General features: G+C 40.2%; 23 protein-coding genes and 1 pseudogene. 13 read left to right on the top strand and 11 right to left on the bottom strand.

What is annotated here, in order from left to right; all coding sequences use genetic code 11:
• Positions 1-52 precede the first annotated feature (52 nt).
• From ABJF11_RS06045 to ABJF11_RS06035, 3 genes are all read left to right on the top strand, one after another.
• Positions 53-451, top strand: a complete 399-nt coding sequence (locus ABJF11_RS06045; protein WP_348118780.1) for a response regulator — start codon at positions 53-55, stop codon at positions 449-451.
• A gap of 135 nt (positions 452-586) precedes the next feature.
• The gene (locus tag ABJF11_RS06040) at positions 587-1498 is read left to right on the top strand and encodes an ABC transporter ATP-binding protein (RefSeq protein WP_348118779.1); all 912 of its coding nucleotides are present in this window, start codon (positions 587-589) and stop codon (positions 1496-1498) included.
• Positions 1499-1524: 26 nt separating this feature from the next.
• Positions 1525-5151: a M1 family aminopeptidase gene (locus ABJF11_RS06035; protein ID WP_348118777.1), complete on the top strand. Its 3627-nt coding sequence runs from the start codon at positions 1525-1527 to the stop codon at positions 5149-5151.
• A gap of 47 nt (positions 5152-5198) precedes the next feature.
• On the opposite strand, the gene ABJF11_RS06030 is transcribed toward ABJF11_RS06035, so the two are convergent.
• The 4 genes from ABJF11_RS06030 to ABJF11_RS06015 form a co-directional block, all read right to left on the bottom strand.
• Positions 5199-6227, bottom strand: a complete 1029-nt coding sequence (locus ABJF11_RS06030; RefSeq protein ID WP_348118776.1) for a nucleoid-associated protein — start codon at positions 6225-6227, stop codon at positions 5199-5201.
• A 63-nt stretch (positions 6228-6290) separates the two neighbouring features.
• A complete protein-coding gene (gene rfbB / locus ABJF11_RS06025) occupies positions 6291-7337 on the bottom strand; it encodes a dTDP-glucose 4,6-dehydratase (protein ID WP_348118775.1) in 1047 nt (348 codons plus the stop codon).
• Positions 7338-7341: 4 nt separating this feature from the next.
• Positions 7342-8355 (bottom strand): UDP-glucose 4-epimerase GalE, encoded by a 1014-nt coding sequence (gene galE / locus ABJF11_RS06020; RefSeq protein ID WP_348118774.1) that lies wholly within the window; start codon positions 8353-8355, stop codon positions 7342-7344.
• Positions 8356-8455: 100 nt separating this feature from the next.
• On the bottom strand, positions 8456-9772 hold the full coding sequence (locus ABJF11_RS06015) for a UDP-glucose/GDP-mannose dehydrogenase family protein (RefSeq protein ID WP_348118773.1): 1317 nt from the start codon (positions 9770-9772) through the stop codon (positions 8456-8458).
• A 224-nt stretch (positions 9773-9996) separates the two neighbouring features.
• Between ABJF11_RS06015 and ABJF11_RS06010 the strand changes: the two genes are divergently transcribed.
• The 5 genes and pseudogenes from ABJF11_RS06010 to ABJF11_RS05990 form a co-directional block, all read left to right on the top strand.
• Positions 9997-11160 carry an acyl-CoA dehydrogenase gene (locus ABJF11_RS06010; protein WP_348118772.1) on the top strand — a complete coding sequence of 388 codons (1164 nt, stop codon included), beginning with the start codon at positions 9997-9999 and terminating at the stop codon, positions 11158-11160.
• 87 nt (positions 11161-11247) lie between these two features.
• Entirely contained in the window at positions 11248-11442 is a 195-nt protein-coding gene (rpsU, locus tag ABJF11_RS06005; protein ID WP_348118771.1) for a 30S ribosomal protein S21, read from the top strand.
• 62 nt (positions 11443-11504) lie between these two features.
• Positions 11505-12380, top strand: a complete 876-nt coding sequence (locus ABJF11_RS06000) for a tyrosine-type recombinase/integrase (protein ID WP_348118770.1) — start codon at positions 11505-11507, stop codon at positions 12378-12380.
• Positions 12381-12409: 29 nt separating this feature from the next.
• Positions 12410-12709, top strand: coding sequence for a ribosome-associated translation inhibitor RaiA (gene raiA, locus ABJF11_RS05995; protein WP_348118769.1), 300 nt, complete (start codon positions 12410-12412; stop codon positions 12707-12709).
• Positions 12710-13012: 303 nt separating this feature from the next.
• Positions 13013-13183 (top strand): annotated as a pseudogene (locus ABJF11_RS05990) (DnaJ domain-containing protein); the annotation flags it as partial.
• An 820-nt stretch (positions 13184-14003) separates the two neighbouring features.
• On the opposite strand, the gene ABJF11_RS05985 reads toward ABJF11_RS05990, so the two are convergent.
• The 3 genes from ABJF11_RS05985 to ABJF11_RS05975 form a co-directional block, all read right to left on the bottom strand.
• Positions 14004-14453: a hypothetical protein gene (locus ABJF11_RS05985; RefSeq protein ID WP_348118768.1), complete on the bottom strand. Its 450-nt coding sequence runs from the start codon at positions 14451-14453 to the stop codon at positions 14004-14006.
• 3 nt (positions 14454-14456) lie between these two features.
• Complete coding sequence (locus tag ABJF11_RS05980) at positions 14457-15065, bottom strand: DinB family protein (RefSeq protein ID WP_348118766.1); 609 nt, start codon at positions 15063-15065, stop codon at positions 14457-14459.
• Between the two features lie 106 nt (positions 15066-15171).
• Positions 15172-15981 (bottom strand): LytTR family transcriptional regulator DNA-binding domain-containing protein, encoded by an 810-nt coding sequence (locus tag ABJF11_RS05975; RefSeq protein ID WP_348118765.1) that lies wholly within the window; start codon positions 15979-15981, stop codon positions 15172-15174.
• A 115-nt stretch (positions 15982-16096) separates the two neighbouring features.
• Between ABJF11_RS05975 and ABJF11_RS05970 the strand changes: the two genes are divergently transcribed.
• Together ABJF11_RS05970 and ABJF11_RS05965 are read left to right on the top strand one after the other, a co-directional pair.
• Entirely contained in the window at positions 16097-16438 is a 342-nt protein-coding gene (locus ABJF11_RS05970) for a helix-turn-helix transcriptional regulator (RefSeq protein ID WP_348118764.1), read from the top strand.
• A complete protein-coding gene (locus ABJF11_RS05965) occupies positions 16428-19034 on the top strand; it encodes an ABC transporter permease (RefSeq protein ID WP_348118763.1) in 2607 nt (868 codons plus the stop codon). Before ABJF11_RS05970 ends, ABJF11_RS05965 begins: the two co-directional genes overlap by 11 nt.
• Positions 19035-19088: 54 nt before the next feature.
• Here the strand turns inward: ABJF11_RS05965 and ABJF11_RS05960 are convergent, their stop codons facing one another.
• A complete protein-coding gene (locus tag ABJF11_RS05960) occupies positions 19089-19841 on the bottom strand; it encodes an MBL fold metallo-hydrolase (protein WP_348118761.1) in 753 nt (250 codons plus the stop codon).
• Between the two features lie 79 nt (positions 19842-19920).
• Here ABJF11_RS05960 and ABJF11_RS05955 point away from each other — a divergent pair, with 79 nt between their 5' ends.
• Positions 19921-20403, top strand: coding sequence for a DinB family protein (locus tag ABJF11_RS05955; RefSeq protein ID WP_348118759.1), 483 nt, complete (start codon positions 19921-19923; stop codon positions 20401-20403).
• On the opposite strand, the gene ABJF11_RS05950 is transcribed toward ABJF11_RS05955, so the two are convergent.
• Both ABJF11_RS05950 and rmuC read right to left on the bottom strand, forming a co-directional pair.
• Positions 20385-21452: a PA0069 family radical SAM protein gene (locus ABJF11_RS05950; RefSeq protein WP_348118758.1), complete on the bottom strand. Its 1068-nt coding sequence runs from the start codon at positions 21450-21452 to the stop codon at positions 20385-20387. The two genes, ABJF11_RS05955 and ABJF11_RS05950, sit on opposite strands and share 19 nt — an antisense overlap.
• Positions 21453-21540: 88 nt before the next feature.
• Positions 21541-22878 (bottom strand): DNA recombination protein RmuC, encoded by a 1338-nt coding sequence (rmuC, locus tag ABJF11_RS05945; protein ID WP_348118757.1) that lies wholly within the window; start codon positions 22876-22878, stop codon positions 21541-21543.
• A 100-nt stretch (positions 22879-22978) separates the two neighbouring features.
• Between rmuC and ABJF11_RS05940 the strand changes: the two genes are divergently transcribed.
• A complete protein-coding gene (locus ABJF11_RS05940) occupies positions 22979-23920 on the top strand; it encodes a glycosyltransferase family 61 protein (RefSeq protein WP_348118756.1) in 942 nt (313 codons plus the stop codon).
• Positions 23910-24764: a capsular polysaccharide synthesis protein gene (locus tag ABJF11_RS05935; protein WP_348118754.1), complete on the top strand. Its 855-nt coding sequence runs from the start codon at positions 23910-23912 to the stop codon at positions 24762-24764. Before ABJF11_RS05940 ends, ABJF11_RS05935 begins: the two co-directional genes overlap by 11 nt.
• Here ABJF11_RS05935 and ABJF11_RS05930 read toward each other — a convergent pair whose 3' ends face one another.
• Positions 24765-25502, bottom strand: coding sequence for a glycosyltransferase family A protein (locus ABJF11_RS05930; protein ID WP_348118752.1), 738 nt, complete (start codon positions 25500-25502; stop codon positions 24765-24767). It abuts the gene before it with no gap.
• Positions 25503-25569 lie beyond the last annotated feature (67 nt).

Genomic DNA, 25569 nt, shown 5'->3' with positions numbered 1-25569 from the left:
CAGCTATTCAACCAGCTAACAAGTAGCGCTTGATTTTTAGGAATTATTGTAAATGAGCGAGAAAAAGAAAATTGCGGTAATTGACGATGATGAAGTTTTCCAACTTATCATTAAGAAGCAAATCGAGATGAAGAATATCGAATGTGATATTCTGAATTTTTATAATGGACAGGAAGCGATCGATTTTTTTAGAAGTCTTGAGGAAGGCAAAGGAAATGGTAGCGTGCCTGATTTGGTTATGCTGGATGTCAATATGCCTGTAAAGGACGGCTGGGGTTTTCTCGAAGACTATGCACACATTTCTAAAGAGGTCAAAGGAAAAGTAAGCCTATATATGGTGACTTCCTCTGTCATCCAATCTGACATAGACCGCGCAGACAGCAACGAAGATATCGTTGGTTTTGTAAGTAAGCCACTCACAAACGAAAAGCTCGAAGAAATCTTCTCTTAAAGTAAATTCTTAAATTCATTTTGTAAGGAATTACCCCTTTTGGATACTTATCAGTGTTCGGTTAAATTTCTGTGCCCAGCCCAGAAGAGCTACCGTTAATCAATCATACATTTATTGAAAACCAATTGTTGACTTATGAAACTTGAAATTAAAAACCTGTCCAAAACCTATGCAAATGGTGTCCAGGCACTCAAAAATGTTAATCTTGAAATTGAAACCGGAATGTTTGGACTTCTCGGTCCGAACGGGGCTGGTAAATCAAGTTTGATGAGAACGTTGGCCACTTTGCAAGAACCAGATACAGGATCAATCATGTTTGGTGATATAGATGTGCTTACACAAAAAGATGAAGTACGAAAAATCCTCGGCTATTTGCCACAGGAATTTGGGGTTTACCCAAAAATATCTGCTGAAGTGCTACTGGACCATCTGGCTGTTCTCAAAGGAGTGACCAACCGATCTGAACGTAAGGAATTAGTATCTTCTTTGCTCCACAAAACGAATCTATATGATGCCAGGAAAAAGAACTTAGGTGGCTTCTCAGGTGGTATGAAGCAACGTTTTGGAATTGCACAAGCCTTACTATGTGATCCAAAGCTGATCATCGTAGATGAGCCCACTGCTGGACTTGATCCTGCCGAACGAAACAGGTTTCATAATTTACTAAGCGAATTAGGAGAAAACACAGTCGTGATTTTGTCAACTCATATAGTCGATGATGTCAAGGAGCTATGTACCGATATGGCGATAATAAATAAAGGTGAGGTGCTTTTAAAAGGAAACCCAATGGAATCCATTGAGACCCTAAAAGGAAAGATTTGGAAGAAGGTCGTTGAGAAAGCTGAGCTTGATGATTACAAGGCAAACTATAAAGTGGTGTCAGAAAAACTGATTTCGGGAAAACCTATAATTCATGTTTTTGCCGATGATCTACCTGACAGCTCTTTTGAATCAGTATCCGCAGATCTCGAAGACGTTTACTTTGCTCAAATATTTAGTTCTGAGCAAACTGAGAACTCCGTTGAGCAAGAAGTTGAAGCAGTTTAATTATTCGAATTATAAAATATTAAGATATGTTTTTTGAAATATTCAAATTCGAAATTAAGTATAGGTCGAAGCGACCAGCCACTTATATCTATTTTGGAATACTTTTTTTGATGGGCTTCCTCGCCATGACGACAGATATTGTCAGGGTGGGTGGTGCGAATGCCATGGTTAAAGAGAATGCTCCAGCGGTACTGGCTGCTATGACGATGAATATGTTTTTAATCGTCATGTTCATTGCTTCAGCTGTAATGGGCGTAGCCGTGCTGAGAGATTTTGAGCACAGCACTGAGTCGCTGATTTTTAGCAATCCAATTAAAAAACGAGATTATCTTTTCGGCCGATTTGCCGGGTCATTAGTTGTTTTGATACTTATAGCCAGCGGGGTCAGTATTGGCTTTATGGTAGGTGAATTTTGGCCTGGCCTGGGAGGTACTTGGTGGCCAGGCAGAGACGCTGAAAAACTATTGCCATTTAATGCCTGGAATTATTGGCAGCCATTTTTCACGGTTGTTGTTCCCAACCTATTTTTCACAGGAGTATTATTCTTTGCTAGTGGTGCGTTGAGTAGAAATATGCTGGCCGTATACACCCAGGGAATTGGTTTTTTTGTCATTTATAGAATCGCAAACAATTTCACAGGAGACCTTGATAATAAATTTATGGCCGCCATTGTAGATCCGATGGCATCAAGTACGGTGAGATACATGACTCAGTACTGGACAGTTGCCGAACAAAATACATTGTTGCTCCCTATGGAAGGCGCATTCTTGTGGAATCGGATACTGTGGATATCCTTAGGTATAATTGGTTTAGCGGCTACCTATTATGGGTTTAGTTTTAATGTGGTTCGTACGCCTTGGTTTACAAGAAGGAAGAAGGAGTTGGTAGAGAAGAAAACAAAAAATGTCACGGTTGATATACCAAAAGTTTCTCGTTCATTCTCATTTGGAGCGGTATTGATGCAGCTATTTAAGCAAACCATTTTCTATTTTAAAATAGTTACTAAAGAAGTAACTTTTTTAGGCATCGTGCTTAGCGGCCTCGCATTAATATTCATCAGTTCTACTAATATGAACAGATTGTATGGCGCCAATACTTATGCAAGCACTTACGCTGTTTTAGAATTGATTGGTGGTTCATTCGGTATATTTCTAGTCATTATTGTGGTGTTTTTCTCTGGAGAATTGATATGGAAAGAGAGAGCAGTCAAAATGGATTTAATATACGATTCTATGCCTGTCACCGACGCCATGAATTTATTGAGTAAGTTTTTTGGGATGTTACTGGTCTACAGTGCTCTGATCGTGATATTGATTTTTTCGGGTGTGATTGTTCAGACCGCCAAAGGCTACTACAATTATGAAATAGGGCTTTATTTCTCTTTTTTATTTTCTAACACATTCTCTTTTCTGGCCTTATTTACCATGCTGTCCTTTTTTATTCATGTAATGGTGAACAATAAATTTCTCGGTCATGCTATGATCATTTTGTTTTTTATTACGACAGGTATTTTATCCTCCCTTGGGTTGGAGCATAGCATGTTTCAATTTGGCTCGGCAGATCTCGGTACTTATTCAGACATGAATGGATACGGCCATTATATCACCTCCTTTTCTTGGTTGGATTTGTATTGGTTCGGATTTGCTTGTTTGCTAATGGCGGCAGCCATCTTTTTTGCTGTGCGAGGATCAGAGTCCTTGCTAAGCACAAGATTTAAAATTGGAAGACTCAGATTGACTAAACCCGTGGTAACGTTTATTCTTGGGTCGTTTATGATTTTTGGTTTGTCAGGCTGTTATATTTATTATAATACTAACATCTTGAATGAATATAGTACGAGCGATGAGCAAGATGAGCAGCAGGCTGCCTATGAAAAACAGCTAAAAAAATATGTAACGCTCGTTCAGCCAAAAATTGTAGATATCAGTTTGAAGGTGGATGTTTATCCTGAAACAAGAGACTTTCTTGCCGAAGGAAAATATCTAATAACCAATAAGTCAGATGAAACTATTTCTGATATTCATATACAAGCTGGAGCTGATCAAAGCCTGAAGATTAAAGCGTTGGAATTTGAAGGCGGTGCCGAAGTGAAGGAATCCTTTGATAAATTTAAGTACACTATCTACAGCCTAAATAGTCCGATGAATCCGGGAGACTCTATTTGGATGAATTGGACTGTTGAATTCAAAACGGTAGGATTTGTAGAGAGTGGATCCAATACCAGTGTGGTATACAACGGTACATTTTTCAATAATTTCATGTTTCCATCCTTTGGATACAATGAACGCTATGAGCTAACAGAAATTGACAAGCGAAAAGAGCAGGATTTACCCGAAAAGGAGAAAATGCTTGAAAGAGATGATCCACGAGGGAGGTCGATGTCATTGCTCACAGATGATGCTGATCGAGTCAATTTCGAAATTGTAATGAGTACCTCTCCGGATCAAATAGCTATAGCTCCAGGCTATCTTCAGGATCAATGGTTAGAGGGCGGGCGAAAATATTTCCACTATAAAATGGATAAGCCCATATTGCCATTCTTTTCAATGATCTCGGCACGCTATGATGTAAAAAAGGATGTCTGGGTGAGTGCAGAAGGGGATTCTGTAGATTTGGAAATCTACTATCATCAAGGGCATGAGTACAATTTGGATCGTATGATGAATGCCATGAAGAAGTCTTTTGACTATTTCAGTCGTCACTATAGCCCTTATCAGTACTCTCAAATGAGAATTATGGAGTTTCCCAGGTATTCTAATTTTGCACAGTCATTTGCCAATACCGTCCCGTTTTCTGAAGGCATAGGGTTTAATCTAAAGATAGAAGAAGATGATGTGGATATGGCCTATTATGTTACTTCTCATGAATTGGCTCACCAGTGGTGGGCACATCAAGTGACAGAGGCCAGAGTACAAGGCAATGCCATGCTTTCAGAAACTATGTCGCAGTATTCCGCACTCATGGTTATGAAACAGGAATATCCACCGGAGATGATGCAGAAGTTTTTGAAACATGAGCTTGACCGATATCTACGTGGACGAAAATCAGAGACCTTGCAAGAACGGCCTCTGGAATTGGTAGAGGGTCAAGGTTATATTCACTACAGAAAAGGCTCATTAGTGATGTACGCTTTCCAGGATTATATTTCAGAGGATAGTGTTAATTCTGCGCTCAAAAGATTCATAAATGATTATGCATATCAAGAGAATCCTTATGTCACATCTGATATGCTCATCAGTTATTTTCGCGAGGTGACTCCCGACAGTCTTCAATATATAATCGACGACATGTTTGAAAACATAACCTTGTTCGAAAATAAAGCTAAAAATGTGACCTTCAAAAAATTGGCGGATGATCGATTCGAATTGAATTTAACTTATGAAGCTAAAAAAATCAGAGCAGACAGCTTAGGCAATACTTCCGAAATCGATATGCAAGACTGGGTAGATATAGGTGTATTTGGAAAACCCACCGAAGGAGAAAAGGATAGACTAATCTATCTTAAAAAGCATAAAATACAAGCTGGCGAAAACACGATAAAACTCCTATTGGATGAAGAGCCTATCAAGGCTGGAATAGATCCGATCAACAAATTGATAGATCGGAATCCAAACGATAATGTGAAGTCGGCAAATGAACAGGCTGAGAGCTAGAACTATATTAAGAAAGAATAAAAAAGGGAGCAGAAATGTTCCTTTTTTTATTCTTCACTTTCAAAATATAGTGTATAAAAGTTTTGTCGCCTGTTTTCATCGAATCCCCTTTCAATATTTTGGCGATTGCCATGTACATATACATGGAAGTTTTTGTCCAGTTTTATTACGGACCGAATGAATCGCTTCGTGTTTTTGACTGCGGGTTTTGAAATATTGAAGGTGTCCAGGTCCATTTCTGGCTGCTCTTCCTGCTTCTTCTCTCTGAAGTTCTCGAAATGCTCGATCAATTCAGGAGCCTGGAGCACCGCCTCCTGATAATCAGAGCTATCGAAGTGATCCTTGGATTTCATATAGTCGATCGATTCATTGACAAAAGCAATTTTGTCTGTTTTTGTTTGCCCAGCAAAAGCTTCTTGGGCAAACTCCTGTAGGTTGTTAATTACATTTTGAGTTTTGAAATACTCATCGTTGAATGGTTCGACGTTGAGAAAGTCATTTTGCCAGTATTGGGCATTGCCAGATTTGTTGGTTTTATCTACCAATAGGCATTGATAGCCTGTTTCTTGATCTGTATTAAAAACAATTAGTCCCTTATCCAGTTTGTTGATACTGATGCCTTCTTCACTGGTAATGTCAAAGACGCCAGCGTGACCCATGATCTTGATGTAGGTATCCTTATTTTCTACTTTGAAGATGCCAACAGCGTCGGTAATTTCATCGCCTACTACACAGTCTTCAAAGTAGGTGACCATTACATCTCCATCCTTAATATTTTGATTTCTGGAGTTGGCATACAAATGTTTGGAGATTTCGACAGACTTTTCGTGCAATTTTCCGGGAGCATCAAATATCTCACTAACAAAGCTGAAAATCTCATTGTATTCGAGTGAGGTCTCGTGTCCAAATCGGTAACGCTCCTCTGCTCTGAAGGCTTTGAAGAAAAATTTTACCAACAATTGATTGAGATCCTCGTCCTCTACGGTTATGGCCTGATTTGAAGACACCAGGCCATCATCTTCAGTAATTTTATGAATAGCTAGTGACTTGAGTACAACTTCCGATGAAATCTCCATAGGTAACAAATTGATTCAAATAAACACCAAATTAGAAACTATTGTAAGCCAATACCAAACGAGCTATTTAAAATTGCTATTATTTATTCTGTAGGCACCTGATTTAATGTGGTCAAGCCATTCTTGATTCTCAAGGTACCAGTCAACAGTCTTTTCGAGACCTTCTTCAAATTGAAGTGACGGTTGCCAATCGAGTGTTTCAGAAATCTTGGTTGAGTCGATCGCATATCGAATGTCGTGCCCCGCACGATCTTTCACATAAGTGATTAATGCCTCATTTGTGCCGGGTTGCCGGTCAAGTTTTCTGTCCATGATTTTGCAAAGCAAAACGACCAAATCAAGATTTTTCCATTCATTAAATCCACCTATATTGTAAGTTTCACCTTTTTTACCTCTATGAAATATGGCGTCAATGGCTGTAATATGATCATGCACAAAGAGCCAATCTCTTACGTTCTCTCCCTTGCCGTAAATAGGTAGCGGCTTATGGTCAATGATATTTTGAATACAAAGAGGGATCAGCTTCTCTGGAAATTGATTAGGGCCATAGTTGTTAGAGCAATTAGAGACTACAACTGGCAGCTTGTAGGTATTGCTATAGGCTCTCACAAAATGATCTGAGCTAGCTTTAGAGGCTGAGTAAGGTGATTTCGGATCGTAGGCAGTCGTCTCGTAAAAAAAATCTCCTTCTGCCAATGAGCCATAAACTTCATCGGTAGAGATATGATAAAAAAGCTTGTCATCAAGGTAATCACCCCAAAATTCTTTGCATATGTTAAGCAGGTTCACCGTCCCGATTATATTTGTATGCACAAAAGCTAGTGGATCCTCAATCGACCTGTCCACATGCGATTCTGCTGCCAGGTGAATAACACTATCAAAATGATAGGTTTCAAATAAGGATCGAACCATTGCCTCATCACAGATATCGCCTTTTACAAAAGTGTAATTACTAGCTCCCTCAACTGATTCGAGGTTTTCCAAATTTCCGGCATAGGTCAGATTGTCAAGATTGACTATTTGATAATCAGGAAATTTATCTACAAAATACTTCACGGCATGTGAGCCAATAAACCCTGCACCACCAGTAAAAAGTATTTTTTTGTCCATAATACTATTTAGCTAAAGTCTTTTGCCAGTTCCAGGCATCTAAAAGAGATTTCTCCAAGCTGATTTCAGCTTCCCAGCCTAGAAGGCTCCGAGATTTTTTGGAATCAGCATATACAGCTTCCACATCGCCTGAGCGTCTTGCTCCAATTTCGTAATTCAGTTTTTGTTCACTGACCTCTTCAAAGGTACTGATGAGTTCCAATACAGTGTTTCCATGACCAGTTCCAATATTAACGGCCTCACAGGTGCCTTCGTTTTTCTGAAGCAGGAAGTCCAAAGCTTTGATATGAGCTTTAGCCAGATCAGTCACGTGAATAAAGTCTCTGACGCAGCTTCCGTCTTTTGTTTGGTAGTCACTGCCGAACACAGTCAAACTTTCTCTCAATCCAGCTGCCGTCTGAGTGATGTATGGGACAAGATTGCTAGGCACTCCAAGTGGTAGCTCTCCAATCAATGAAGATTCATGCGCCCCAATCGGATTGAAATATCTAAGTAAAATAGACTTATAGTCTTTGTTAGCGCGGACTAGGTCCTGAATAATTTTTTCGCAAATGATTTTGGTAGTTCCGTATGGAGATTCTGCTGTTTTGATTTGAGCTGATTCATCTACCGGCAGTTGATCTGGAGTTCCATATACAGTGCAAGACGATGAAAAGACCAGATTGGAACAGTTATTCTCTTGCGCTACCTTTAGGACTGTGACTAACCCTCCAATATTATTGTCGTAGTATTTCAAAGGTTGTTGAACCGACTCACCTACCGCCTTGTGCGCGGCAAAGTGAATTATTCCACTGATACTATTCTCCTTAAAAATAGTTCTGAGCAAATTCTCATCACGACAATCTCCTTGATAGAATACTATAGAACGATCAACGATTTTTTCAATTCGATCTTTAATCCAAATCTCAGAGTTGTCAAGATTGTCAATTACAATTGGATTGAATCCAGAGTGGATTAGTTCTACACAAGTATGGGAGCCAATAAAGCCAAGTCCACCGGTAACGAGTATGTTTTTCATCTGTTTATCTTAGAATGTTAGTGGTCAGATGAAACTCTGTAAGAATTTCAATCATTCCATGTTAAATTTTGAAATGACTGAAATTCCCTGTTTGTTTCATTTATTTGTCGCCTACAGTAGCACGACCTATACTGTGATAAGTATACCCCAGCTCAGCCATTGTGTCGGTATTGTAAAGATTTCGTCCATCAAAAATCAACTTGTTTTTGAGAGTCGAACCTAGCTTGTTAAAGTCAGGCGTTCTAAATACCGGCCATTCAGTCATTATCAATAGGGCGTCAGCTCCCTCGGCGGCATCATATTCGTCATTACAAAATTGAATTTGATCTCCAAATATTTCTTTTACGTTCTCCATGGCTTCCGGATCATAGGTTTTTATGGTGGCACCGGCAGCCAATAATTCTTTGATGTTGAGCAAAGATGGCGCTTCCCTGATATCATCTGTATACGGTTTGAACGCTAATCCCCACACAGCAAAAGTTTTGCCCGTGAGATCCCCATGATAAAATGATTTGATCCTTTCGATCAATTTCATTTTTTGAGACTCATTTTTGTTCATTACGGCATCAAGAATCTCAAAATCATAATTAACCTCTTTTGCTGATTTTGCCAGTGCTTGTACGTCTTTAGGAAAGCAGCTTCCACCGTACCCTATCCCTGCGAACAAAAACCTCTTGCCAATTCTTGAGTCGGTACCGACACCTTTTCGCACCATGTCTACATCTGCACCCACGAGCTCACACATATTGGCGATCTCGTTCATAAATGTAATTTTGGTAGCCAGAAATGAGTTGGCAGCATATTTTGTGAGCTCAGCTGATTTTTCATCCATTACTATGATTGGATTACCCTGTCTTACCAATGGAGAGTATAGGTCATCCATAATCTTCTTAGCGCGCTCAGAAGATGTGCCAATTACCACTCGATCAGGCTTCATAAAATCGTCTAGCGCTACTCCCTCTCTCAAAAACTCTGGATTAGAAACTACGTCGAAATCTACTTTGGCTCCTTTGCTAATATTGGCTGTTACCTTTTCTGCTGTGCCCACGGGTACAGTACTTTTGTCTACGATCACAGTATATTCTTCTAGAAGTGGACCGAGGTCATTGGCCACACCCAGGATATACTTCAAATCTGCCGAACCATCCTCTCCGGGAGGTGTGGGAAGTGCCAGGAAAATAATTTTTGCACCCTTGATTCCTTCAGCCAGATCAGTGGTGAAGTGCAATCTGCCTTGTTTGATATTACGGTCGAAGAGGAGATCCAAGCCAGGCTCATAAATGGGCATGATCTTGTTCTTCAACATTTCTACTTTCTTTTCATCAATGTCAATACAGGTGACCTGATTTCCTGTTTCTGCGAAACAAGTACCTGTTACTAATCCTACATATCCGGTTCCTACTACAGCAATTTTCATATTCTAGGTAAAAATTTAAGCCGCAAATCTAAGCTGATTGCTATTAATATCCATCGGCAAGAGCATAAAATAAGCGGAACTAAATAGACAGATTGACAAAGAAGAATTTGAATGCTTATTCTAACATTTTTAATTAATGCCAAAACATTATTTAAATCTAAGAGTATAATTAGCGAAAAAATATTTTAATATTGCTATTAACTATTGATAACCAACAAGATAAGATGAATAATATTAGCGAAAATACGCCAGAATTGATTGCAGAAAACTGCCAAATGATCAAAGAAATGCTTCGAGATTTCTGTGAAAAGGAGGTAAGACCTAATATAATGAAGTGGGATGAAAGCCAGGAGTTTCCTATTTCGTTATTCAAAAAACTAGGCGAATTAGGATTAATGGGTGTTTTGGTACCACATGAGTACGGAGGCGCAGGATTTGGTTATCATGAATATGTCACTGTAGTCTCGGAAATAGCTAAAGTGGATGGGTCAATCGGACTTTCAGTTGCTGCCCACAACTCACTATGTACTGGTCACATTATGCAATTTGGAAATGAAGAGCAGAAACAAAGATGGCTGCCCAAATTGGCAAGTGGTGAGTGGATCGGGGCCTGGGGTCTTACCGAGCCGAATACTGGTTCTGATGCAGGCAATATGAAAACTACTGCGGTAAAGGATGGAGATCACTGGGTAATCAATGGTACAAAAAACTTCATCACTCATGGAATCTCCGGTGACGTGGCTGTGGTGATGACCAGAACTGGAGAAGTAGGCGACTCGCATGGGATGTCAGCTTTTGTTGTGGAAAGAGGAACTCCTGGATTCACCGGTGGCAAGAAAGAAAATAAACTTGGAATGAGGGCTTCGGAAACCGCAGAAATGATTTTTGATGATTGCCGTGTCCCTGCAGAAAATTTGCTAGGAGAGGTAGGTGAAGGGTTTGTCCAGGCACTCAAAATTCTGGATGGCGGTAGAATTTCTATCGCGGCACTTGGACTTGGGATTGCGCAAGGGGCATTGGATGCAGCAGTGGCATATGCTCAGGAAAGGCAACAGTTTAATCAGTCAATTTCTAAATTTCAGGGGATCTCATTCAAAATCGCTGATATGGCCACACAGGTAATGGCATCTCGATTGCTGATCAAGGAAGCTGCAGAACTTAAAAACCAAGGAAAAAAGATAAACAGAGAGTCTGCCATGGCTAAACTACATTCGTCAGAAACTGCAGTAAGCGTAGCGAATGATGCTGTACAAATATTTGGTGGATACGGTTATGTAAAAGACTTCCCTGTAGAGAAATTCTATAGAGATTCAAAGCTTTGTACCATAGGCGAGGGCACTTCTGAAATACAAAAACTGGTGATCTCCCGAACCCTATTCGAAAAATAGAAGAAATTAATTAAGATAATTATGAAAACAGGTTGTGAATTAATGACAAGTGTCATAAATTTGCAGCCCGTTTAAAAATAGAAGATAATGTTGATTATTAACGTAAAAGAAAACGAATCGATTGATAGAGCTCTTAAGAGATTCAAAAAGAAGTTTGAAAAAACTGGTGTTTTGAAGCAATTGAGATCAAGAACTGCGTTCGAAAAGCCATCTGTGTCTAGAAGAACTCAATTGATAAAAGCGGCTTACAAGCAAAAAATGTACGCCAAAGAAAACTACTAGTTTAAGTAGTTTTTGTGCTTGGTTTTTTATAAGTTAGTATAGCCTTATCCAAGGTTGTACTAATGATAAAACCATTCCTCAAATACCTCCTGCAAGAAAAAAGATACAGCACTCATACCGTGAGTGCTTATGAAACTGATCTCCTTCAGTTTCAGGATTATCTGGAATGTATTGATTTGGATTTAACCCTCGAAGAGGCAAACCACAAAATGCTTCGCGCCTGGATGATATCCTTGATAGAGGCTAAAATTAATCCTAGATCCGTTAACAGAAAAATAGCTTCTTTACGGTCCTTTTATAAGTTTTTACTGAAAAGGGAAATAATCTCAGAGAGCCCCGCTACTAAATTACGCCCGCTAAAGACGGCAAAATCGCTTCCCGAATTTGTACTGAAAGATGAAATGGATAATCTTCTCGACCGAGTCGAATTTCCAGATACATTGGAGGGTATGAGAGATAAATTAATCATCGAACTTCTCTATGGTACCGGCATTCGGCTATCAGAATTGATAAATCTAAAATCATCGGACGTCGACTATTTTAATCAGAGCATTAAGGTTCTGGGCAAAAGGAATAAAGAGCGGATAATACCATTGACTATGGGCAACATACGGCTAATAGAAGCGTATGAAAAGTTAAAGGGACAGGATATAGCTGGAGCGGACTGGCTCCTGGTCACCGACAAGGGTAATAAATGCTATCCAATGATGATATACAGGATCGTACAAAAATATTTGGGATACATTTCTAAAGTGTACAAGAAGAGCCCTCACGTGCTGCGACACACTTACGCAACACATTTATTAAACAACGGTGCAGACCTCAATGCAGTTAAAGATCTTCTGGGTCATTCCAGTCTGGCTGCCACACAGGTATACACGCACAATTCTTTGGACAAACTGAAATCAGTTTTTGATCAGGCACATCCAAAGGCATAAATTATTTTTTAACATTTAAATTAAATCTTATGAAGTTACAGTTTCATTCCCTTCATTTTGACGTAGATCAAAAATTAGTTGATTTCATTCAAAAGAAAGTTGACAAGCTAGAAACATTCTATGATAGAGTCATAGACGGAGAGGTAATATTGAAAGTCGAGAAAGACGGCGCAAGGGATAATAAGATCGTAGAGATAAAATTGAATATTCCTGGTGCCCAGGTATTTTCGAAGGAGCAGGCGAAGTCATTTGAAGCTGGCGTAGATGAGGCTGTAGAAGGCCTAAGAAGGCAACTTAAAAAACGTAAGGAAAAAACACTGGCGCATTAGTCCGGTAGCGATATACAATTATTTCAAAAACCTGATTCATCGAACCAGGTTTTTTTTTTTAGCAAAGCTGAAGGGCAAAGGAATTATGATCCGTCCGGACAGAGAGATGAAAATTTATTATGTGCAGGATCAATTTGATTTGGCCAAAAAAGCAGGTCTATCTATCCATATTTCTAAAAACGTAGGGCATGGACATTCAATGCTCAACAGTGATCGAGTATAGGGAAGTACAGTGAATATCTGGCGGGCAGTGCTTAAATTCTTAGAGACTGTTTAGATGCTAATATTGTCTAATTTTGGTTAATGAATAATCAATATCTGGAAGTGCTAAACCTAGCACCTGGAGCTACTGAAATAGAGATTAAGAAAGCCTATCGAAGACTTTCCAAGCAATATCACCCGGATGTAAGTCGGAATGAAAACGCTCGTGAAAAATTTATTGAGATCAATGAAGCCTATCGATTTCTAACTGATGTAGGACCAAGGCCTGAACCAATGGTAGCTTCAGCTCCTGCTTATGATTATAACGCTCAGGATCACGCCTATGATGATTGGAGAAGGAAAGCTAAGCTCTTTGCAAAGCGTCGTGCTCAGGAGGCGGTCAGAAGACAAAACATAATGATCAAGTCCATCTTGAAAGCGTTCGACCTGGTTTTGATCCTAATAGTTTCCTTTAATATAGTTCTGGTCATAGATAGTCACATGACCCTCGTGGCCTATAACGATCTCTCCAGCAATCAACCGATCATGAAGAGATCCAGCTCATACTATGATATTTTGCGGGTCAACAATCATACGCTCTATCTAAGAGCAGGGGATTTGGAAGACGTTGAGAAAATTGGTACTTACGAACATGCGACCGTATATGCAACACCACTTTTTGACAAACCAATGTATCTGGATTTGGTAATCAGAGGAAAGAACTATCGATTTAAACAATATGCAGGGGTGTATGGCTTCTTCTCTTTTTTTATTAAAGCGATATTACTGCTTGCGGTATTGTACAAAGCATTTTTCCGCTCACTCGATGTACAACTTACCCTGACGATTTTATTCGCCTTTCTTTCCATTTTTCAATTGTACATTTTCCTAAAATATTGACACCAGTCAATTTGCAAATCAAACCAAGAGAGATCAAGTGTTTTAGATTGGTCTATATGTCCTTGTTTATGAGCTAGTTACATGCATAAACAAACAATGTTTTTTGGGTTAATCCTATAGGCTTTAATAAAATAAAAACTGGCCGCATAAGCTGCGACCAGTAAACTCAAAAACCAACGGCGTCCATTTATAACTAAGGATCAATTTTGACCTGCCAGCCGTCATACAGATCGTCTTTTTTACCATCTTCGTCCCAGTCAAGCAAGGATACAAATCTTAATTGATGGTCTATATAGTATATTTTATAGCTGTTGTTGTAGTTGGCTGAGCGCAAAATCAACGAATCATTGGTTAACTGCCATTGACCTTTTTCTGTACCCAGGAGTTGGCCATCAAGCCCGTTGTATTTCGACTCAAAGGTCCCGTCAGGGAAGTATGTGGTCTCTATTGGCTTCATTTTCAAAACCTTTTCCCACTCTCCGGCTTTTGCAATCAACCATTTGATAGAATCCTCATTTTTAAATGAGTTCATTTTTACCCTTAGTTCTGTGTTTTTCCAGGTACCAAGAAGGAGCTTTTGATCTATCTGATGACTGCTGCAGCTTAATAGGCCACAGGTCATCAGCATTAATACCAATCTCATTTTTTATTTTGGATAGTTGGCGGAGGACTGTACCTCTACGATCTGTCCGGTATGCCTTTCCGCATGAGCGCTCATAATTAATGTCCACTGATAAGCCGAAACCAACCCTAATGGACTCTTGCCATAGTAGGCGGTTAAATCCACATCGGTTGTTTTCAAATACTCTTGAGTAGCCTTTCGTGCTGCTGAATACTGCTTAATGAAGTCTTGAGGAGTTTTCAAGATGCCAGAGGGTTCGAACTGCTCACCAGTTTTAACCCTTTTGTCGGGACTCCTGTCTTTTATGCGTAGGATCAGTTCTTCGTTGGTGATACCTTCTCCGTCTGCCAATTGTCTATTGGCCTCATCAGTCACGATTTGATTTTGAATCCTTCCCAAAATTCCTTTTTCGGCGATGAGCATGTGTTCACAGATTTCAGCAATCGTCCATGCCTCATCATTTGGTCGGTAGTTCCATTGCTTTGGAGATAGATTTTCCACAGCGCTTATGGCTAGCGACATTGACGTGTCAATATACTTGGTAGAGAATTTGATTTCTTTCTTTGATAAAGAGGTGTCAGTGCCAGCACTCGCAAGTATGAGTGCAAGCATCAATAGTGAAATTGTTTTCATAATATTATTTTTTTGTTTCTGCGGATAGTTACGACCTGATACAATCTGGGAAGGAGTAGATCGGTAAAATCAAAACCAGTGGTGGGAGTTTTATGGATGAATGGTCTTATTGTGCCATCCATTTTTTGAAGTCTACACTTCGATATCTGCTGATCATGGCAGCTTCTGGGATCTCAGGAGCAGTTGGTGAGAGCTTTACCCGCAATTTTTGGTTTACCTCTTTCATGACCGTATCTACAGCGCTAAGCTTGATCAGATATTGGCGATTAATTTGAAAAAAGGAATCCATAGGATAGCGCTCTTTTACCTCATTGAGAGAATTGAATTGGGTAAGTAGCTTTCTCCCGCTTTGGCACACAAGGTAGACCATGCCAGATTGAGAGTAGAGGTAGGCGATGTCATTTTCGTCGATCATTTGTGTTGTTCTACCGCTAGTGATTTTCCAAACCGGTGGGGCCTTTGTCGCAGTCGTTTGCACTTGATGGTGTAGGTAGAGATCGCGAGTGATGAAATAGAGAGTCTCCAGTAGGATGATGAGCTCGGCCATCAGCAGGGCGCTGAGAAATCGAGTGATGGGTGTGATACTGTCAAAAACAAAGTAGTTGATGCTATAGACCAAAAACCCGAAGACCACACCCGTCAGTATGCCGGATACAATCAGCTGACGAAAAATATCTTTCCGACTAAATGAGTGGATTGTAAAACGTTTTTTAAGTTGACTGTAGCAGATAAAATTTGCCTCACAGCAAACAGCACAGATCAGAAGGACCGCAGAAAAAATCATCCAGGGAAATTGATAACCTGCCTCAAAAGGTAGCTTTCGGTAAGAGACCAAGTGCGTGAGGGTCAAAGCCAATACTGGAAGAATCAAGTAGCGTAGGGTTCTGGTATTGGTTCTGAATAGTTTTGGGAGCATCGTGCTAAGCTTACGAATAAATGCCGCTGAGGGTTAATTTATGATTTACTTTCATTTTGCAGAACTAATAAATTTGATCTTCGTATATTACCTCTGCAAAGTAAAAGTATATAGAATGAAACGTACCTCTATTGGAGAATTTGAAGAAACAGTTTTGTTGATGGTGCTTATCCTGCAAGAGGATGCTTATATGATCAGCTTGCAAAGAGAACTCAAGGACAAAGCTAATCGAAGCATTAGTATGGGGGCATTGCACACCACACTTTCCAGATTGGAAAAAAAATCTCTTTTGACCTCGGAAATGGGCGAGCCTACGAATGAAAGAGGAGGGCGAAGAAAGCGAATATATCAGGTGACTGCTGCTGGCAAGATTGAATTGAGCACTATCAAGGAGATGCGTCAGTCACTCTGGGATAGGGTACCAGAATTTTCATTAAAGATGGGCAATGCCTACTGAAAGCGACAAAATACCAAAGTGGATCTTATTCCTGATTCATAGCTTATGCCGTGAGGAACTTCATGAAGAGATTGAGGGCAACCTGATTGAGTACAAAGAGGGATTGAAGAAGAACTCCATGAGTTCTAACATGAAATTTATCTATCAGGCTTTAACCTATTTAAGGCTGTCTACTATCAAAGCAAAAAGTCATAACTCAAAATATTTTATTATGTTCAATTTTAATCTTACTCAAACCATCCGCAGCTTGTGGATGCATAAATCAACTACGTTTTTAAACGTCGGGGGATATGCACTTGGAATGCTGTGTGTATTGCTGCTATACTTTTATGTAAAGGGCGAAACTTCTTATGATAAATTTCACACCAATGGGGACTCTATCTATAGAGTGATCCGAGTCAGTGAAATGAACGGCGAGAAATATAAAATTGGGGTAACCTCTGGTCCGTTTGCCCCTCATCTGAGTATGGAATTTCCATCTGAGATTAAGCGCACGATGAGAGTGCTTAACGAGGAAGGCTTGATGGAATATGAAAACAAAACTTTTCAAGAAGATCGAATTTTCTTTGCGGATAAAGACTTTTTCAATTTCTTCTCTTTTCCTCTTTTGGTAGGTGATCCAAATACTGTTCTTGAGCAGCCCAATTCGATTGTCCTAACCAAGAAGTCGGCCCTGAAATATTTTGGGGCGGAAGACCCAATTGGAAAAACTTTGATCGCCGACAGGACTTACAAGTTTATTGTTACAGGTATTGTAGACGATTACCCTATGCAATCGCATTTGGAATTTGACTTTGTAGCTGCTTTAGAGTTGTATGAAACTGCAGGACTACTGGACAGGTGGTGGGGCAACATGCTGGCCACCTATCTTGAGATAGAAAGTCCGGTGCTGGCCGAATCTGTGCAGGAAAAATTTCCCTGGTTCATCGATAAGTATTTTGGAAAGGATTTTGAGAAGTCAGGCAAGAGAGTGGACATTACATTGGAGTCCTTCAATGACATTTATTTCAATAGTGACATCCGATATGATTGGGTCAAGCACGGAAACAAGCAAGCCGTGATTCTGCTGGCTGTTGTTGCGATAGCGATCTTATTTATAGCTTGCTTCAACTATCTCAATCTGTCGATTGCGCTGACCTTTAAACGGGCCAGAGAATTTGGTATGCGCAAAGTATTGGGTGGTAATCGCAGCCGGTTGATTTTTCAATTTTTGGGTGAGTCTACATTGGTCGCCGCTGTTTCCATTGGCATAGCAATAGGGCTTACAGAATTATTGCTACCATCATTTAATGCCTACTTTGAGCTGACTGTGGTGACTTCCTGGCTTGATAAGGAAGTGATCATGTTTTTCGCCAGCTTGCTGCTACTCACTGTTGTATTGTCAGGATTGTATCCGGCCTTAATATTGTCCTCTTTCAAGCCTCTGGCAGTGCTCAAAGGACAAACTACCATTAAACGAAACAATCTACTGATCAGAAAGGGACTTGTCATTGCTCAATTTGTAATTTCCATATTTATGATCATTGCTACGTTGATGATTGGCGAACAACTTGACTATCTCAACAACAAAAGCCTGGGTTTTGACAGAGAAGCGATTTTGATGGTGGATTTAGAGAATAAAGAAATTAGACAGAATAGAGACAACTTTAAAGAAAGGCTATTGCAAGACCCGAGAATCTTAAGTATGACAACGGCTTCGGGGCAGCCGGGTGGATTTCATGACGCTACTACTGTAAATTTTGTGGGCGATTTAGAATCGAGCCGAATGCGAACTGCGTTCGTAGATTTGGATTATCTGAAGACCTTTGGAATCAAGTTGTTGGCCGGTCGCGACTTCTCCGATCAGTATAGACTAAACGACGCTGAAGCCTGTCTCATCAACAAAAAAGCGGTTAAGGAGCTAGGCCTTTCGCTAGACGAAGCTATAGGCACCAAATTTACTATTCCCATGTGGGATACACTGGTCCACGAGATTGTAGGCGTGACCGATGACTATCATTTTCTGACCTTAAAGGAGAACATAGAGCCTTTGATGATTGTGCCAGGTCAGTATCATCGCTTGGCAGCCATCAGACTTGAATCATCAAAAATGATTGAAGCATTGAGAGTTATAGAAGAAGTTTATGCTGAGCTTGCTCCAAATTATCCAATCAGTTATGAATTTTTGGACGAATCACTGGCGCGACTATACGAAGAAGAACAGAAGCAAGGCAAGATTTTTCAAGCATTTTCCGGCATTTCCATTTTTCTTGCTTGCCTTGGTATTTTTGGTCTGGTGTCATTTGTGGTGGAGCGCCGTAGAAAAGAATTTGGGATTAGAAAAGCACTCGGTGCTGACATTGGATCCCTGCTCCGCATCATTTCCAAAGAATTTATACTCATGATCGGTGTAGCCAGTATGATTGCTGTACCCTTGTCCTGGTATGCCATCCAACATTGGCTGGAGAACTTTGCCTATCGTATAGAGCTGGTAGATTTTTGGATAATTTTCCTAATTGGAGCTCTGCTGGCTTTATTCTTAGCGCTGCTCACAATACTTGTCCGGTCGCTAAATACTGCACGTGCAAATCCTACCGAAAGCCTGAGATATGAATGACTAGCACCTGTAAAACGTCAAAGAAATGACGTTTCATAATTGATAGCCTGGTGTTTACTGTTCGGGATACCAATCTCTCAGTATGACCTCAATCTGATCGGAGCTTACATTAATCAGCCGCTTGAAGTTTTGTACATCACTGAATCCGTTCTTGCCGCGGTAGTGAAAAGGGTAGACCACCTTTGGCTTGAATTCCAATACGGCATCGGCTGCTGATTCTACCGTCATCGTGTAGGGCATATTCATGCATACAAATGCAATGTCGATTTTTTGTAATGCTAGCATTTCTGGGATGTCTTCGGTGTCGCCAGAAATATAGATCCGTTTACCGGAAATGGTTAGAACATATCCGTTTCCTCTGCCTTTGGGGTGTCTGGAGTCTGCGGTCTCTGGAAGATTATACATAGGAATGGCCTCAACCTTAATCTGACCTATGGTCATGTTCGCGCCATTAGCAAGCGTGGCCACTTGCGTGAATTCTGATGATAGCTTTTCTTTTACAGCCTCTGGGGCCACGATTTGAGTGGTTTGAAGTTGGAGGGCTTGCAGCGTCTCCAGATTCATATGATCGCCATGAATATCTGTGATGAGCACCAGAGATGGTTTAGCTATACCTTTGAAGGCTTCTGCACCCCCGTAAGGATCTACATAGACCATTTGATCCTGATATTCTATCGCCATTGTGGCATGCTTTATTGGATAGATTTTGATAACTCCAGCGCTGGTTTGGATCACTTCAGGAGAGATTTGAGCTGTTGCGCTCCAGACGGTTAGTAAAAAGACAAGAAAAAATGAGTACGATTTCATAGACGATTGAATTTATCATTCTAAGTTAGCTTTTTTAGCGACCCAATACAATCTGGTATTGAGCATAAATACGATGATCATGACTATAGATCAATTGATTGGCAAGTTTGAGGAATTGTATAAAGGAAACCCATGGCATGGTGCCTCCATGCTAGACTTGTTGGGCAGCGTCCCGTCCGAGCATTTCAATAAAGCAGTAGAACCTACGAGCAAATCTGTTGCTCATCTCATCGAGCATCTGCTGGCCTGGAGGCAATTTGCCGTGAAAAAAATGAAAGGGGATCGAGATTTTGATATTGAGCTTAGTAGTGTGATGGATTGGCCTTTGCCTAATCCGGTTGGAGACGTGAAAGCATATTATTTGGCTGAACTGGAAAAATCGCAAGCTGATATATTGATGCTGCTAAGGTCGAAAAGCGATGAATGGCTTATGGAACCTACGCCGAACAAGAAATATAACAATGCTTTTCTTATGCAAGGCATTCTGGAGCACGACCTTTATCATTCCGGTCAGATAGGAATTTTTAATGCTTTACTGAAGGCTCAGAATAATTCCAACTGATTTTCGTCGATTGACCTTCTGAAGAGTTTCATGTCAAATGGGTGCTTCTCGAGACCCAGGTTAAACTTCCTTTTGGCTACGGCAAACATTTGATGTATTTGATTGGAAAGTTCACCTTCACCTCGCATCCTGAGTTTAAAACGGCTGTCGTTTAGCGTGCCTCCATGCAAGTCTTTGATTTGATTGAGTACTTTGTCCACGCGATCTGGAAAATTCTTTTCTAACCAATCTGTAAAAATCTCTGGAATGATTCCATTGAGGCGAATGATGGTATAGGCCAGATCTGTAGCCCCGTTTTCCGCTACTTTTTCAGCCAATTTCATGATTTCCATGTTGTTGATCGAGGGTATGATCGGTGCCATCATCACCATGGTCGGAACCCCTGCCTCTGTCAGTGTTCGAATGGCATTGAGCCTGATGCCTACGGCGCTGGTTCGAGGCTCCAAAATGGTTCTGGTTTTCTCTTTTAGTGAAGTGAGAGAAATCACTACTTTCACTAATTTCATTTGAGCCATTTCACTCAGGATGTCCAGATCACGAAGTATCATGGCGTTTTTTGTGATTATCCCAACAGGGTGGCGGTATTTGAGGCAAATTTCCAGGAGCGCACGGGTGATTTTCATCTTTCTTTCAATCGGTTGATAGCAATCTGTATTGCCAGAGAGCATGATTGGAGAGGGTCTCCATGACTTGGATTTGAACTGTGCACGGAGGAGGTCAGGCGCATTAGGTTTAATCAAGATTTTTGTTTCGAAATCAGTACCTGCACTATAGCCCCAGTATTCATGTGTATTTCGCGCATAACAATAAATGCAACCGTGTTCGCACCCTTGATAGGGATTCATGGAATAGGAAAAACCCAGGTCGGGGCTTGTTACCTTGTTGACAATAGTCTTGGGATGTACAGTGATGTATGAAGTCTTTGGCTTCTTTTGTTTCTCTCCACTCTGATGCAGATGCTGTAGGAAGGATAAGTCTTTTTCGTTGGTGTGTTCGAAAAACCGATTGTCGGGGTTGACCTGAGCGCCCCTGCCTTTTATATACTCCATGAAGAAATTGAAAATTAAAGCCTGAAAACGAGCCTACTAAATTACTAAAAATTTTAGTAATTTATCCTCATTTCTTCAAGGAAATCTGCTAATCTTCTTCGGATCTATCAAGCAGCTTTTGGTCCATGTTTTTAGTGGCCTTTGCTCCGAGCTTTTTCATCTTCTCGGCTCTATTTATCAGATTGCCTTTGCCCTCGTAGAGCTTTTTGGCCGCCTCTACATATACCTTTTGTGTCAGGTCTAGTTGACGCCCAATTCCTTTTACATCTTCTGTAAAGGCCACAAATTTATCATAAAGATTGCCGCCTTCTTTGGCAATTTCTATGGCATTTCGGTTCTGATACTCCTGTTTCCAAATGCTGGCAATTGTGCGTAATGTGGCGATCAGTGTGGCAGGGCTCACAATCACAATATTTTTGCTATAGGCGTCATTGAACAACTCACCATCCTTTTGAACCGCTAATGAGAATGCAGGCTCAATGGGAATAAATAGCAAGACAAAATCCAGTCCTTCTACACCATATAGACTCTGGTAGTTTTTATCGCTTAGTCCTTTGATATGAGCTCGTAGCGAAATCAAATGTGCTTTGATTTGCTTCTCTTTTTCTTCTTTGTCATCGGTGTTGGCAAATCTCTCATAGGCGTTTAAGGAGACCTTGGAATCGACGATGATACTTTTGTCGTCCGGTAGTTTTACGACCACATCAGGCTGGTATCTGTTGCCGTCTTCGTCTGCCAGAGACTGCTGGACAAAGTATTCTCTTTGTTTTTCCAGACCAGATTTTTCAAGAATACTTTCTAGTATAAATTCTCCCCAGTTGCCTTGGGCTTTGGTATCACCTTTTAGCGCATTCACTAAATTCTCAGCTTCCTTGGTGATTTTCTGATTGAGTTCCTTAAATCCTGCTATTTGCTCTTTGAGTGCTGAGTTGCGTGCTATATTTTCTTTGTTGGTTTCGTCTACTTTTTTCTCAAAAGCTACAATCTTTTCACCCAACGGCTTTAGAAGTTGATCTACTTGTTCTTTGTTGTGAGTGGTGAACTTCTTGCTATTCTCTTCGAGTATTTCGTTCGCCATATTTTTAAACTCAGCGGAGAATTTTTCACGAATTTCATTGAGTTCTTCTTTCTGGGTACGAAGGTTTTCCTGAAGGTTTTTATAATCGGACTCAAGGCGAGTATGCTGATTGTTGAGTTGAATAATTCGTTCCCTCTCAGCCTTGAGCTCTTCATTCATTTCTTTGAGATTTTCAGTAAGCGAAGCAGATCTCTCTAGCTCCATTTTAAGCTGAATTTCCATCTCCTTGCTTTTCAACTGATCTTCAGGATTAAGGCCATTTTGAAATCTTGCCTTAGCCACAAACCAAGCAGCACCAGCTCCTAGAATCAATCCAGTAATCAAATAGACAAAATGATAAACTTCCATAAAACAAATCTAGTAAGCTAGAATGTAATGTTAATGATTAGTTTAGTTTTAGTTTTGCAAGAAACGTCAACAAAGATTTCGGAAATGACCAATATCGTATATGAGAACCGAGATTAGTTCATTGGTAAAAAGCGTAAATTGGAAAATAAAGCAGGTCAAGAAAATTGTTTATTATAAGAGACAGGCTACTGCTGCTTTTGAGAAAAATCAACAGCTAATTGCCGAATCACTACGTCATTCCAATGAAATAAATCTTATCCCAGTGCCCCCAGTAGGAGGTGACGGAACATTGGACAATTACTTTCATTTTATATTCGATTTTTTGCTTCCTCTTTTTCTAATTATTGAGAGATCACCTAAGGTCAGAATTGGGATTCCTTTTGTTAATTTGGGATATCAAAAAAAATATTTAGCCAAGCTTTTTTCGGATCAGGTATTTGACTCCTCACAAAATTCCGGAAAACTGGAATCAATTGAAATGCATGGGATGAATTCTTTACTCGTTCGTTCTTCACTGTCACAATTAAGCTCATTTAAATCCTATGTGGTGAATACGCTAGGAATTAAATTGGCTGCTTCTGCAAAAAAAGTGATAGTAATAGAAAGGGCAGCACCACGAGAAAAAATGAGGCTTCCCAATGTACCGCTGTCAGATACAGGTTCATTTAAAAGAAATATTGTAAATCATGAGACCTTTCGGGCCTTCTTGTCGGAAAACCTCAAAAAAGAATTTGAGTTTGTAAATGTCAAATTGGAGTATTGTTCCCTGGAGGAGCAGGTTCAACTCTTTGATCAATCCATTTTAACTATTGGCCAGCACGGAGCAGGTCTTGCCAATTTGATCTGGATGCGAGCATCTTCAAATGTTTTAGAATTGAGAAATGATCTACTTAGACGCCATTATTTGAATTTAAGTAAATATATCGGTTTGAATTACAGCCATTATCATCAATTTGGCTCCCACATCACATTGAGTAAAAATAATTTAAACCAAATGATACGTCACAACAGCGACGTGCAACAATTTTTTAATGTTAAATAAAACAATTTATACATTTTGGGAGCCAAAGGACAAGATCATGCCCTATTTGGAGCTATGCATGAAGAGCTGGAAGCCTTATATCAAAGGTTTTGAACATGTCATGATTGATTATTCCAACCTCTTTGATTATATCCCTGTAGGGAGTCTTGATATTGATAAAATCAAACACGTTCAACTCTCCATACAAAAGGATGCGATTCAAGCAGCGGTTTTCAAATACAACGGAGGGGTTTTTTTGGATGCTGATATGATTATCACTGGAGATCTCAATCCCTTCTTTGGGCTATTGGATAAATACGATGCGGTCAATTTTTCTACTCATTTGGCCTTTATGATGGTTAAGCCAGGTACTCAGCTGGTTGATGAGTGGTACGCGGAGGTGGTTCGCAGGATTGACAATTTGCCACCGAATTCTCCTGTCGATTGGGATTACTTTGGAAATCAAATCGTAAATAGTAAGCTCAAGAATAAGAAATATAATGCGCTTATTATTGACAAGTATAAATCTGCCTTTACACCTGAAATCAACTATTTTGTGAACAAAGGAGATCCTGAAGCGATGTACAAAAATTTTTGGTTTTCAGATAAAATCGGCACAGAGGAGGTCTTTTATAAAAACCAGTCAATCATTGCCTTGCACAATTCCTGGACACCTTCGGCGTATCAAGCGTTGGACATGGAAGCGATTCTGGCACATCCCAGCTTACTTTCAAGAACTCTGGTTGAGACCAGCAGGGGATTGGACGTATCGATGTATCGACGGACCAGTATTTTTCAGCTAGCAGCTATTCAATTCCACCGGGTAGTAAAGGCAATCCAAAAAAGAATTCTTAGCAGATTCTAGTCAATTACTTTTTCGCCTAAGCGCGTGCTGAAAGAAATCCGGCATCTGAAAAGAGTCTAATTTTTTTCGACGATCCATACTTTTTTTTATAGCCCGAATAAAAAATGAATTTTGCTCGGCAAGAGGGATGTTCGTCATATTGGTCTCATGCCTGCGATGAAGCAAGGTGACCTGGTCAAGAAAAGCGTATTTGAGTCCTTGCTCTACAATTTTGAACCAGTGGTCTACATCTTCAGAATACTTTAGCTCTTCATCCAACAAGCCTATCTCTTCGAATACCTGTCGCTTATACAAACTGGCACCCAGGTGAAAGTTGAGCATAGTTTTTTTCTCTTGGTCTTCATACATTTCTGTATACATATGATCGCTGTGCGTGCCCATGCATTGTATTCTACCGGATATCAGATCGAGCTCCGGATGAGCGGTCAGATACTCCATTTGCAACTTGAGTTTGTTTGGTGGGTAGAGATCATCAGCATCAAGAAATCCGACAAAAGTGCTATTGGTCGCCAGCACTCCCATGTTTCGTGCCGCGGCCGGACCTGCGTTTGCCTGTTGGATCAAGGTGACTTGATCATATGATCGAGCTACACTTGGGCTATCGTCGGTCGAACCGTCGTCTACGACTACGATTTGAACATGATCTATTTTTTGATCAAGGACACTCTGTATGGCCTTACCTAAATGTTCGGCTCCGTTATAGCAGGGGATTACTATGCTAATGGATGAATCTGTCATTATCTTTGCTGAATATCAAAAGCGAATTTACATCTAGCGAGTTTAATACTCCGAGGGATTGTCAGTA

It is taken from the genome of Reichenbachiella sp., assembly GCF_039941815.1.
GTDB lineage: Bacteria > Bacteroidota > Bacteroidia > Cytophagales > Cyclobacteriaceae > Reichenbachiella.
Note: the sequence above shows the minus strand (reverse complement) of the source record. Positions and strands in the feature narration are given on the sequence as shown.